At 39.5% G+C, this 14,488-nt stretch carries 3 protein-coding genes; 2 read left to right on the top strand and 1 reads right to left on the bottom strand.

Annotated elements, in window-relative coordinates:
* Positions 1–22: 22 nt before the first annotated feature.
* Positions 23–7,924, bottom strand: a complete 7,902-nt coding sequence (locus CDG79_RS18720; protein ID WP_094343470.1) for a type I polyketide synthase — start codon at positions 7,922–7,924, stop codon at positions 23–25.
* An 885-nt stretch (positions 7,925–8,809) separates the two neighbouring features.
* On the opposite strand from CDG79_RS18720, the gene CDG79_RS18715 reads away from it, so the two are divergent.
* Together CDG79_RS18715 and CDG79_RS18710 are read left to right on the top strand one after the other, a co-directional pair.
* Positions 8,810–9,046 (top strand): hypothetical protein, encoded by a 237-nt coding sequence (locus CDG79_RS18715; protein ID WP_143855514.1) that lies wholly within the window; start codon positions 8,810–8,812, stop codon positions 9,044–9,046.
* Between the two features lie 106 nt (positions 9,047–9,152).
* Positions 9,153–14,488 (top strand): non-ribosomal peptide synthetase (locus tag CDG79_RS18710; protein WP_143855513.1); only part of this gene is annotated, 5,336 nt, incomplete at its 3' end.

Below are 14,488 nucleotides of genomic sequence, written 5' to 3'. Positions count from 1 at the left end.
CGAATTACGTTAGCGTCGCCCATTACGAATTACCAAGAAAAGCCTCCAAATCTGCAAGTTCCTGCAAAATTAAATCCTCATTAACCTCTTGCTGAATAGGAGCAGCCTCTACAACTGCATTCACCTGCCATGCAAAAACCTGTTCCACCAAATAATTACCTAATCTTGTAATATTCGGAAAATCAAATATCAAAGAAGCAGGCAAAGAAACCTCCAAACCTTTTTCTAATCTATTTTTCAACTCAATAGAAAGCAGAGAATCAATCCCCATTTCTAAAAATCCTTGATCCGGGTCAGGCATCTGCTTGATTCCCAAAATCGTAGTAACTTGCTTCCCAATATATGCAAACAAATGCTCTCGACGTTCTCCTGGCGGAACCTCTTCTATAAAACGGCGTGATGAGCTTGATTCTTTAACAGATTTAACAGATATTTGGGGTTCTCCCAATTTTTCTAAAATAGGCTTATTGCTGTGAAATTGATAAATATTTTTGAACCTAACCCAATCGACATCAGCTAATAAAACTTGCGTTTTACCAGATGCCATAACAGCAGTCATTGCTCGAAAAGCTTTATCTAAATCAATTTCTTTCATACCAATCTGTTTTAGCCAATCTTCATACTCTTGAGAAACTATACCATTTCCAGCTAATAAAGCCCAATTCAAAGTGGTAGCTGGTAATCCTTGAAGATGACGTGAATGAGCCAAAGCATCCATAAAATGACTAGCTGCATCGTATAAACCTTGCTCTTTAGCTCCCCAAATTGCACCTGCGGAAGAGAAAAACACAAAATAATCCAATTCCGTCTCTAAAGATAATTGATGTAAATTCCAGGAACCCCAAACTTTGGCATGAAAAACCTCTTCAATATCATCTAAAGTACATTCACTCAATCGCGCTTTGCGTCCTGATACTCCAGCCAGATGGAAAATACCCCGTAGCGGATAGGGTGTTTTTTGGATAGTTTCAAAGATACCAGACATCTGTTGAAAATCTCCCACATCTGCTTGACAAATCTCTACAGATGCGCCTTTACTTTCTAAAGTAATAAGATTTTGAATAATTTCTGAAAATTCTATTTGTGAGTCCCACTCTGTTCGTGGCGGAAATTGACGACGTGTAGTCAAAATAAGGTTTTTTGCACCCAAATCAACCAAATGGTGAGCAAGTTGCAATCCTAGATGACCAATTCCTCCTGTAATCAAATAGGTCGCCTGAGTTTGGATAGTAACTGGTTTTGTCGGTAAAGATTCCTGTGGAACCAGACGCGCCACATAAGCTTGACCTTTGCGGAAGAGAAGATGATCTTCTTTAACAGAGTTTGTTAATGCTGGAAGTAAAGCAGCAAGATTTTGAGTAATATCGGCGTGGGGGTCAAGGTCAATCATTCCCCCCCATAATTCTGGTTCTTCTAGCGCCACAACGCGTCCTAAAGCCCAAAGGGGAGACTGATTAACAAAAGATGGTTGATCTAGTCCAAATGGTTGACCGCCTTGGGTGACAAGGAATAATTTCGGAGGACTTGCTATTTTTTTAATCGCCTGGAGAAGATTTAAAAAATAGCTACAGCGATTAAATAAAATTGACCCAGATTGATTGTGGCGATCGCTAACAAGATAAATTATCCCACGCCAAGATGTTTCTAGCTCAAAGCTATGTTCTAGATTAGCGATCGCACAAGAGCTATGATGCTTTATGAGTTGCTCTTGAATTGCTAAAGCCAGATTTTGCTCACTATCTGTAACAATTAGCCAGTCTCCCGAAATATCATTCTCTGTATTTTGGGCAACAATGATACTTTGCTGAAATAAAGGACTACCAATTTCTTCATCAGGAGAAACAAATTCAGCTTGAGCAAAGCCAGATTGTAAGAGGATAGATTTCCAAGTAGATGCCTCAATTATGGGATGGTCTGGTCGTAAATGGTGTAGCTTGCCGCCGTAGGCATCGCTAAATCGCCACCAACCTTGAGTCACACCAAATATTAAATCAATCCACCGTGACTGATGAGTTAGTTCTAAGAGTAATAAATGTCCTCCCGGACGCAGCAAACCTCGAATGTGAGGTAAAGTTTCTCTTTGCAAATCCCGCGTAGAATGTAATACGTTTGCCGCAATAATCAAATCATAAGAACTGGGTGAAAAACCTTGAAGTTCAGGGTCTTTTTCTATATCCAGAACCTTATATTCTATGAAAGGAAACTGAGCAAAAGTATCTTTGGCAGTCTCAAGGAAGAATGGGGAAATATCACTATACGTATAGAAAATCTGGTGAGAAGCACAAGCTTGGAGCAATTGATGGGTAGTTCCTCCGGTTCCTGCACCAATTTCTAAAACGCGGATTGGTTTTAATTGAGAATGATTTGATAATAAAAGTTTAACTGTTTTAGAAATCCCCAGATTGAGAACTTTTGCCCAAGATGTTTCTTTATAAAACTGCGCTGCTCCAATTTGCCCATCTTGGGGAAATAAGATTGATAAAGGAGAAATTTGTCCTCTAAGTATGGCGGCTAAATTGGCAGCGACTCGATTAAATAATGTCAGTTCTATACGCGCATTTGGGTACTTAAAAATTAAATTATCTACTGTTAAATTAGGGTGAGATTGTTGCGGTTCACTAATGATTTTCCAGTCATCCCCATGCTTCTCTATAATCCCTGTTTCTACCAATATTTTCAAGCAATGATTCCATAGCAATTTATGCTCATCTTTAATTCCAGTCTGACGAAAACTATTCTCTGGAGAAAGGATAGTATTGATTTCAAATAATTTCAAATCTTTTAAAGCTTTAACAATAAAGTCTGCACTAAGTTCTTCCATCTCCCTAAAAGCTAGAGCAACTCCTGTAATTGGTGCAGATTTTACTTGTTCTCCTAAATAAGAGTCTAAATCAGTCTGAAATTTTTCTAGATTCTGTAATTCCCTGTTTGAGAAAGCATAAGGCAACCATTCAAGCTGGTAAAGTAAGTTATCAAAATTAGAATTATCTGTGTCTTGATGATGCAACTTTATTAATTGCTGAACAATTGCCGATAAAGTTTGTTTTTCCCCTTCCGAATAATTGCCAGTTTCTAGTAGAGTCTGCATCAAGCTTTTTGTATCTTTTTGAGACAGCATCTTGACAACAACAGATTCCTCTGAAGAAGTTTGCAAATGAGTCTTTAAAGGAATCCAATGTCGGCGTTGCTCAAAAGGATAGGTTGGTAAAGGACATCTTCTAGGTTGATAATCTCGATCAATACCAAACCAATCTATATTTGTACCACGAACATAAAGCTTGCCCACACTTTCTAATAAAACCTCCCAGTCAGAAAATCCTGAGCGGAGACTTGGTAAGAGTAGAGGCTCAGATATCGATGACTGGACAATTCCTAATAAAACAGGTTTCGGGCCGATTTCGATAAAAGTATCACACCCTAAAGATTGAAGAGACAAAACTCCTTGGTGAAATTGCACAGTGTGCAACAAATGCTCAATCCAATACTCAGGAGTAACAATGCTGCCATCAGCAACTTCTCCCGTCAGGTTAGAGATTATGGGGATTTGAGGTTTAGCAAAGTAAATTTGCTGTAGAGTATTTTTAAATTCTTCGCATATCGGCTCTATTAATGGTGAGTGAAAAGCATGAGAAACCTTTAATTGACGAACTTTAACTCCTTCGTTGATAAAGTGTTCACAAAGTTGTTGAATAATTATTCGTTCCCCGGAAATTACTGTATGTTGTTCGGCATTAATAGCTGCGATCGCTATTTTTATCCCTTGGCTCTGGCAAACTTGACGAATAGAATTTTCATCTACAAAAATAGCCGCCATCGCTCCATCTTCTGCTGGCAATTCACCAATCAGCTTGGCACGTTTGGTAACAAGTTTTAAACCACTCTCAATATCAAAAACTCCCGCAAAACAAGCAGCAGCATATTCACCCAAGCTATGTCCCAAAACCGCAGTAGGTTCAATTCCCCAAGAACGCCACAATTGAGCTAATGCTACTTCGACAACAAATAAAGCTGGTTGCGTATAAGATGTATGGCTTAAAGCCACATCTAAATTAGCAAATATGACTTGCAGTAAAGATTTACCAGTTAGTTCTTGGTAGATCGTTTCACATTTATCTAAAGTTTGGCGGAAAGTTGGCTGGGTTTGATAAAGTTGTTCAGCCATTCCCAAATATTGAGAACCCTGTCCTGTGAACAAAAAGGCAATTTTGGGAGGCTTCTTTTCATCAACTTGAGCATAAATTATTGATTCTACTTCTTGTTTCTCAAAACTACGTAATTTGGTGACAAAATCACTAATTTGAGAGCCAGTCACCGCCAAACGATTTAATAATTTCACTCGGCTAGTATTTGCTGTGAATACTACATTACAGATATCGCTTTCGGGATGATTTTCGAGAAATTCTGCATAGTTTTTTGCTAAATCTACCAAAGCCTGTTCTGTTCTGGCAGAAAGTGTGAGTAAATGGTGGGTACGCTTAATCTCATTCTGCTGAGGAATAATGGTGGGAGCTTCCTCTAACACAACATGAACATTCACACCACCAATTCCTAAAGAGTTCACCCCTGCTCGTCGAGGTAATTCTTTACCATCTCGTTGTTTTGCAGTCCAGGGTATGGCTTCGCTATTGACATAAAAAGGAGTCTTGGAAAAATCAATTTGGGGATTGGGAATATTGAAATGTAAAGTTGGGGGAATAATTTGATATTTAAGAGCTAGAGCAGCTTTAATCAAACCAACAATACCAGAAGCAATTTGTATATGTCCGATATTTGTTTTCACAGACCCCAAAGCACACTCTCCCTGTTTAGCAGCGCTATATGCTCTAGCCAGCGCATCAACTTCGATGGGGTCTCCGAGTCTAGTACCTGTGCCATGAGCTTCTACAAAGCCAATAGTATCAGCCTCAACTCCTGCAAAGGCTAGCGCTTCGGCTGCTACTGAAGTCTGACCTTCTCCTCCAGGTGCTGCGAATCCCAGTTTTGTACCGCCATCGTTATTAATGGCAGATCCTTTAATCACAGCATAGATATGATCGTTATCTGCTAGAGCGTCTTGTAGTCTTTTGAGCAGAACAACCCCGATGCCACTACCAAAAATAGTACCATTCGCTTGGGCATCAAAGGCGCGACAATGCCCATCTGGAGAAATAATCGAACCTTCTTGATATAAATAACCAATCTTTTGAGGAGAGTTAACAGAAGCAGCACCAGCCAAAGCCATGTCACTTTCTCCACTCAGCAAACTTTGACAGGCGAGATGCACTACTGCTAAACCGGTGGAACAGGCTGTTTGCACATTAACACTGGGGCCGCGCAGATTTAGTTTATAGGAAATCCGCATCGTCAAATAGTCTTTGTCATTAGCCACCATCGTTTGGAATCCTCCCATCGAATCTAATGTGAAGGGTTGCAATTCGTCAGTGCTATCTAATTGACCGCGATTTGGATAACAGTTATTGATGAAATAAGTGTTCATGCTTGCCCCAGCAAACATCCCGATCGCACCCTGGTATAAGTTAGAATTGTAGCCAGCGTTTTCTAAACATTCCCAGCTAGATTGGAGCAGTAAACGTTGCTGAGGGTCGAGCAATTCTGCTTCCCGGTCTGTGTAACCAAAAAATTCGCTATCAAAATACTCGGCTTTATCGATAATCGGTCTGGCTTTGACGTAGTTAGGCTGATTGAACAGTTCAGGAGAAACCCCCGATTCTAATAATTCTTCTTCAGAAAAGAAAGATATTGTTTCGACTCCGTTTTTGAGATTTTCCCAAAAAGTTTGCAGATTGTTAGCCCCCGGAAATCGCCCAGCCATGCCAATAATGGCAATATCATGAGTGTCATGACTCCGACGCGAACGGTTTTCGGCACGCTGGCGACTTTTTTCTTCTGTAGCTTTGGTTGAATTCGATTCTTCAGTTAAGAAATTGGCTAATGTCGCAACTGTAGAATTTTTAAACATCTCAGCTATTGGTAGCTGACGCTCAAAAAGTTTTTCTAATAGGTTTTGGACACGGATTAAGTAGAGAGAATGCCCTCCCAATTCAAAGAAGTTATCATGTAAACCCACTGACGAAAGTTGCAATACTTCACACCAAACTGCTGCAATTTGGCGCTCATTTTCAGACTTTGGTAAGCTTTGGGTTTTATTTCTCTCTTTCACCAAATACTCATTAATTTGTTGGATACGAGTTGCAAATAATCCCTGCTCAAAGTCTTTTTTTAATTTAACTTTTTGAACTTTACCAATAGATGTTTTCGGAACTAGTTCAGCTTCTAAGGGAATCACATAAGTCGGCGCGATTCCTACTTTCTGGGTTAAATGGCTGCGAATCTCTCTAACTAGTTTTACCCATTCTTCAAAATTATCTGATCCCGGGCTAAAAGTAATAACTAATAAATCTGTTTCTTGATTTTGGTCAAAAAGTGCAAAGGCAGCCGTATAAGAAATAGCTACACCATCTAATTCTTCTATAGCTGTTTCAATTTCATGAGCAAAGTAGTTAATACCGTTAATAATAATTTCTTGCTTTTCTCTACCAGTAATATATAATTCACCATTATGAAGATAGCCCAAATCTCCCGTAATAAACCAACCGCCATCTTGAAAAACTTCTTGGTTGAGTTCAGGATTATTATAATATCCTTCAGTCACAGAAAACCCTTTTATCTGAAGTCGTCCAATTTCGTTTTCAGGTAAAACATGATTTTCTTGGTCAACAATCCGAATAGTAGCCCCAGGAATCGGCCGCCCCAGTGATATAAAACTATTCTCTTGGGTGAGTTCATCTTTACTTAAACCTGCTGACCAAGTAATGCCAGAACAAGATTCAGTCATCCCAAATGCTGGTTTAATTACTCTATCTTGCAGTTTATGTTTCTCTAGAAGTTCTAAGAATAAGCGAATAGTTTTGACCGAAACTTGCTCTCCTGCATTCACTAAAAACTTCATTGAGGAGAGGTTATAACAAGACTGATTAAGTTCTTCGACCTGTTGATTAATTAAGGAGAATGCAAAGTTGGGAGACCAAGAGATAGTAGCTTGATGCTTTTGAATTAGGTCTAACCATTTGAGGGGTTGCCGCAAAATTAATTCAATTGGTACATGGATTTGATTGCAAGCCAAATCCACAGCCATAATTCCTAAAAATACTATTGCCCCCACATGGTCTAAGGGCATCCAATTAAGCGTAACTTCTGCTTGTGTAAAATTATTCATCCGCACTGTACCGGCGGACATGGATAGAAGATTGCGGTGATGCAACATCACACCCTTGGGAAGACCTGTGCTACCAGACGTGAATAGTAACAACGCCGGGTCTTGTGGTGCAAGACGAGGTAATTCATGAGGATTTGATAGAGATTGATGAGTTCGCAAATCATCTATCGATACAACTTGTAAATCCTGCAAATGCGGTTGAGTAGCTAATTTTTCTATTTCACTAGTTAATTCACAATCTGATAAGATAATGGGCTGATCTAAAATCTTCCAGACGTTGTAAAGTTTTTTAACGGCAGCGTTCTCTACATCATAATTAGGAGCAGTAGTGAGAGGTGCCGGGATGATTCCGCCTAAAAAGCAAGCCCAGAGTGCAGGAATAAAGTCTTGATTTTTGCCAATTTGAAATATAACTTTATCTCCCAACTTTAGCCCGTGGTGATAAAGCCCATCTAATATATTTAAAGCATCTTTATATAAATCTTTATAAGTCTGAAAATATTCAGATTCATCGTTTTGAATATATGTAATACCTTTGTCTTCATGGCAAGTAGCACTAGCCAACACTTCTGGTAGAGTTCGGAAATTATCTTCTAATTGCCCACCCAAGCTGATGGAATCTTTTAATATTTCTTCTTGCTCATACTCGCTATGAAATTGTTCACGCAAATGAGTTTCAGTTATTTTTTTGACTTGAGGTGTATGCATATATTTTCTTGACAATTAATAAATTATTACTTGACTAAAGAATAAGTTTTATTTTCACCTTGTCACTTTTATTCTTAATTTTGTCAATTCTGGTTTTCATTGCCTTGATAATAAATGTCAATTGATAAAATAGGATTATTTTAGATATTTACGGAAAGTTTGACAACAAACGCCGTACAATATATACCTACAATTCAATGCTTACTGAGTTTATTGTAGAATTTAGTTGTGACGATGCTGATAACGCTTTGCAAAGAAAAATTCTACCGAATCGAGCATTTCGTCTGATGAACAATATATAGTATTGGCTACTGAAGCAACTGTCCGATACAGAAAAACTTTATAACTTTTAAAAAGTTATATAGATTTTTATACGCAAATCAGCACCTGTACTGCTTATAAGTTGTGTAACGTAGCATTACATAAAAGATATAGGGAATATTGGATTTTTTTGATGCTTTAACATCATCTCAATATTATGCTGAAGATGCAATACCAAATTAATTATTTTCTCTTAACTGTCTTAACTGTCTTAACTGTCTTAACTGTCTTAACTGTCCAAATATATTATGAACTTATCCCAATAATATCGAAATGTGGTAATTTACTTATCATATAGATTATTTTTCAAGAGCGATCGCACTGCAACTCAAAAAAAGTTTACAACTAAGCTCTAATGCATAAAGTCTATTTATATGAAGCATCCTGGCTCTTGCTTGTATCCGAGTCTGAAAGATAAATTGAGATTTTCTCTGATTAACTTATTGTTTAACAAACACTTATGGTGTAGATTTAATCTTGATGGTTCTAGTATTTCCTACTAGTTCCTCAACCATAAAAGGCAATTAACTATATTGATTAAACAATGATATCGAGCGAAATGTGATGAACATCTATCGAATGTTTGTGCGTCTTTACGGTTTAGAAGCATCTCAAAAGTTGCAGCGCTATCTGGAAAACTTGAATTCTCAATTGCAACATCAACTCAAATTACTCGAACAAACTCGACCAGATATGGCTAAAAAGTTTATTATGATCTGGAGAAATTTATTTCCCGAAGATCGCCCAATACCTGAAGTTTCTGCTCCAATTTTGGAAGATGGCAATTTAGTTACACACTAAACTTATATAACTTAGGGCTATTTTTTAATTATTTAATTTTCAGAAATGTTGCAATTTTCAATAAAAATCATGAATTGAATATACAACACCATTTATGGAGAAGTTTATGGAAGTGGCGGAATCACATCTTGTTTCATCAGATTACCAAATTCGACAACTTAGAGATATTCAGCCAGTTACACCGTTATTTAACAATGTTAATCAGAATAAAACAGAGCAACAAGCAGCAATAGTTGATGTTATATCTGTAAATCTACGTGATAGAATATATCATCTAACTGCTAATTCTCCTGTTAATAAACTTGCTCTATATCTCTTAGCTATTGAAATTTTAATATTTAAATATACTGCTCAAGAAGAATTCGTTGTGGCAACAGGAGCGTTGAATTTAGACACATCCCCAAGCCTCATTTTCTCTCGATTCAATGGGCAAAAGTTCACATCATTTAAGGATTTATTAAAAGCAACCCGTAACAATCTCCAAGAGGGATATCACTACCAAAGCTATGATGTTGATGCTTTTCTAGAAACATTTCTTGCTAGAGGTGGAAATCCAGCCGCAATTTTTGATATTGCTCTGATCCAAGAGGGATTGTGCAGCCGCAGTTCTTTCTTAAACAACTTTCAATTAGTTTTTGAAATTGATGCTCAAGATAGTACTGTTACTGTAACTTTCTCCAAAGATGCTTTTTATGCAGATTTTGTCCAAAGAATGCTAGAACATTTTCGGCAAATCTTGGAAACTGTAACTGCCAATTTTGATTGTCAATTGTCAGAAATTGACATACTAACACCAGAAGAACGTAAACTATTGAGTCAATGGAATAATACAGCAATTCCATATCCCCAACATAAATGTATTCATCAGTTATTTGAAGAACAAGTAGAGCGTAGTCCTGATGCATTAGCGGTAGTATTTGAAAATCAACAATTAACTTATCGTCAGTTAAATGAGCAAGCCAATCAGCTAGCTCATTATTTACAAAAAAAAGGCGTAAAACCAGAGGTACTAGTAGGCATTTGCGTAGAGCGTTCCTTAGAAATGGTCGTCGGATTATTGGGAATTCTCAAGGCTGGGGGAGCTTATGTGCCATTAGACCCCTATTATCCCACAGAACGCTTAAGTTATCTTCTGGAAGATACAGGGGTGAAAGTATTGCTCACTCAGGAATCACTCACTGAATTGTTACCAGAGCATCAGGTAATTATGCTGTGTTTAGATACAGATTGGCCAGTTATTGCTCAAGAGAATCAAAATAATCTCCACAGTGGGGTGAAAGGGGAGAATTTAGCTTATGTAATTTATACTTCTGGTTCTACAGGTAAGCCAAAGGGAGCAATGAATACCCACAAAGGTATTAGTAATCGCTTGCTGTGGATGCAGGATACTTATCAGTTAACACCAAGCGATGCCTACGGCGGGCAAAGCGATCGCATTCTCCAAAAAACCCCCTTCAGTTTCGATGTCTCAGTGTGGGAATTCTTTTGGCCGTTATTAGCAGGTGCAACCCTGGTAGTGGCGAAACCTGAAGGGCATAAAGATAGTGCTTACTTAATCAAGCTGATACAGCAGCAGCAAATTACCACCATCCATTTTGTGCCTTCAATGCTGCGAGTGTTTTTGCAAGAACCAAACCTCGAAGATTGCAGTTGCTTAAAGCGAGTAATTTGTAGTGGAGAAGCACTACCATCTGACCTGACACAACATTTCTTTGAGCGGTTAAACTGCGAACTACATAATCTCTACGGGCCAACAGAAGCAGCAATTGATGTCACATACTGGCACTGTTTACCACAAATTCAACAACAGATAGTTCCCATTGGTCGTCCCATTGCCAACACCCAGATTTACATCCTAGATCAATATCTGCAACCAGTTCCTATTGGCATCGCCGGAGAATTACATATCGGTGGTATTGGTTTAGCCCGTGGCTACCTCAACCGCCCCGAATTAACTGCCGAGAAATTTATTTCTCATCCCTTTGGGGATGGCAAGTTATATAAAACAGGCGATTTAGCTCGCTATTTACCGGATGGCAATATTGAATATCTTGGGCGCATCGACCACCAAGTTAAGATTCGCGGCTTCCGTATTGAACTAGGAGAAATTGAGACTGTACTCAGCCATCACCCATCAGTAGAACAGGCTGTAGTCATAGTTTATGAGGAAAAAACTGGAAATCAAAGCCTCGTTGGTTACATAGTCCAAAATTCTCAAACTAGCGATCGCCTTGAAAGTAACCAAGAAGTACAATTATTTGACGAACAAGTAGAGCAATGGCAGATGCTCTACAACCAAACTTACAGCCAAGCTAATATCGAGCCAGACTCAACCTTTAATATAGTTGGCTGGAATAGCAGCTACACAAGTCAATCCATTCCCGCAGCCCAAATGCGCGAGTGGCTCAACGACAAAGTAAAGATAATTCTGACCCAGCAACCAAATCGAGTCCTCGAAATAGGTTGCGGCACAGGACTAATACTATTCCAAATTGCTCCGCACTGCTGCCATTATTGGGCTACAGACATCTCACCAGTGGCACTAAACTACATCCAGCAGCAATTGAATAAACTAGAGCCAAGCCTGGATCGTGTGAATCTATTGCAGCGTGCAGCAGATAATTTTGAGAATTTAGAAGCAGAAGGATTTGACACCATCATCCTTAACTCAGTGGTGCAGTACTTCCCCCATATTGATTATTTGTTGCAGGTTTTAGAAGGTGCAGTGAATGCAGTTGCCCCTGGAGGCTGTATTTTCCTAGGAGATGTGCGGAATCTGCAATTACTGGAAGCTTTCCACGCCTCTGTGGAACTGCATAAAGCTCCACCCGATCTATCTGTAACCCAGTGGCAACAGCGTGTACAGAGGCAAATTGACCAAGAGAATGAACTGCTGATTGATCCAGCCTTGTTTACGGCTATTGGGCAGCATTTTCCCCAAATTACTCATGTGCAGATCCATTTACAGCGAGGACAGCACCACAACGAACTAACTCAATTTCGTTACAACGTCCTACTGTATGTGGGAGATGCGGTGAATATTCCCCAGGATGTTCAGTGGATAGATTGGCAAAAACAACAACTCACATTGTCTGCGGTGCGACATCTGTTAGTAGAGACACAACCTGAGATACTGGGAGTTACACGGATACTGAATCCCAGATTAATCACAAGTTTAAAAAGCGCAGAATTACTAAAAAATCCCCAGGAATTCCAGACAGTCAGCCAACTACGTGCAGTCATAAATGCGATCGCTCCAGAGATAGGAGTAGAACCCGATGAATTTTATGCTCTAGCTGAGGCTTTGTCTTATTCTTTAGTTGTTACTTGCTCAGATGCTAGTGTTTCAGACTACTACGATGTGATTTTTGTACAACGCCAAAGTCAGGGGCAAATCCCTCCAAGAGTGTTTCCTCCCACTCAAAAACAAACTCAGCGTGACTGGCGATTATATGCCAACCAACCTTTACAGCCAAAGTTGAAACGTCAACTTATACCCCAACTGCGGAGTTATCTAGAAACACATCTACCAGAGTACATGATGCCAAATGCTTTCGTCATGTTGGATGCCATACCACTGACAGCCAATGGCAAAATTGACCGTCGGGCTTTACCGTCTCCAGAACAAATCCGTCTAGAGTTGGCAGATACCTTTGTCCCCCCATGTACTCCCATAGAGGAAATGCTGGCTCTGATCTGGGCTGAAGTTTTGGGCATCGAACAGGTAGGTATCCACGACAACTTCTTTGAACTAGGAGGAGACTCAATTCGGGGTATCCAGGCGATCGCCAAAGCTAGGCAAATGGGTTTCGATTTTTCCCTACCACAGCTATTCCAACATCAAACAATTCAAGAATTGGCAAGTTTAGTTAGCGAAGAATTGAGTTCTTTACCCAGACAAAAGACAGAAGCATTCAGCCTCATCTCTGAAGAACAGCGTCTAAATCTACCAGAGGGTGTAGAAGATGCCTATCCACTCGCAGCCCTACAGGCAGGGATGGTCTTTCACAGTGAGTATAGTACTAACGTCCCGATCTACCACGATGTCTTTACTTACCACATTCGAGCTACTCTCAACCTTCAGGCTTTACACAGTGTCATCAAACAGGTAGTCAATCGTCATCCAGTGCTACGTACCAGCTTTGCCCTGACTAACTACCAACAGCCACTACAACTGGTTTATCAGCAAGTAGATGTTCCCTTAAACTTAGATGATCTGAGTCATTTATCGACTACTGAACAAGAAGTAGCTCTAGATACTTGGATTGAACAAGAGAAAACACGGCATTTTGATTGGAATGTTCCGCCATTACTGCGCTTTCATCTACATCGTCGCAGTTCTGAAACATTTAATTTGACCTTGAGCTTCCACCACTCTATTCTTGACGGCTGGAGTGTGGCCTCACTGCTTACTGAATTGTTGCAACAATACTTATATCTTCTCAGCAAAAATGTTCTGCCTCTGCCAGCACCACCGACAATTACCTTTCGAGATTTCGTGGCATTAGAGCAAATAACCTTGAAATCTCAAGAATGCCAAGAATATTGGCAACAGCAACTCAGCGACATTACAATTACCAAACTACCACGGTGGTCAAAGTCGAACCGCGCCATTAAAAATTGGGATTCGTCAGTTTTTATATCTTCAAGAGTTTCTCAGGGTTTAAAACATCTCAGTAAAGCGACGGGAGTTCCCCTCAAAAGTGTTTTGTTAGCCGCTCATTTAAGGGTGTTGAGCTTCTTAACTAACCAGACAGATATTCTCACAGGTTTAGTATCTAATGGCAGACTAGAAGATACTGATGGAGAAAGGGTACTAGGATTATTTCTTAATACTTTGCCATTTCGTTTAAAACTCCTTGGCGGCACTTGGACAGACTTAGTGCGGCAGACCTTCGATACTGAACGGGAATGCTTGTCTTTTCGACGATATCCTCTGGCTGAATTGCAACGGAATTTTGGTGGACAGCCTTTGTTCGAGACTGCGTTTAACTTTATTCATTTCCACGTTTACCAGGACATCATAGGTATTAAAGATTTAGAAGTATTAGGTGGTAAGTTTTTTAATCAAACCAACTTCACTTTAGTAGCTAATTTTAGTCTGCATCCCATTTCCTCTCAAGTAGAGCTAATCCTGAAATACGATGGTAATCAGTTAGGTGAAGAACAGATAAAAATGATTGGCGGATACTATCAAGAAGCTCTAACAGCGATTGCCAGTCAAGGGTCAGAGCCATATCAAAAGCATTGTTTACTCTCAGATAGAGAACAGCATCGGCTGTTGGTGGAATGGAATGATACTCAAACTGACTATACCCAAGATAAATGCATTCATCAGTTATTTGCAGAGCAAGTGGAGCGTAGTCCCGATGCAGTAGCGGTGGTGTTTGAAAATCAGCAATTGACCTATCGACAGTTGAATGAGCGGGCTAATCAGTTAGC

The organism is Nostoc sp. 'Peltigera membranacea cyanobiont' 232 (assembly GCF_002245985.1).
GTDB lineage: Bacteria > Cyanobacteriota > Cyanobacteriia > Cyanobacteriales > Nostocaceae > Nostoc.
This window is presented reverse-complemented; position numbering and strand designations above follow the sequence as displayed.

Excerpts from the sequence above, each read along its gene's own strand:
- CDG79_RS18720 (WP_094343470.1), bottom strand. The coding sequence starts at position 7,924 with ATGCATACACCTCAAGTCAAAAAAATAACTGAAACTCATTTGCGTGAA.
- CDG79_RS18715 (WP_143855514.1), top strand. The coding sequence starts at position 8,810 with ATGAACATCTATCGAATGTTTGTGCGTCTTTACGGTTTAGAAGCATCT.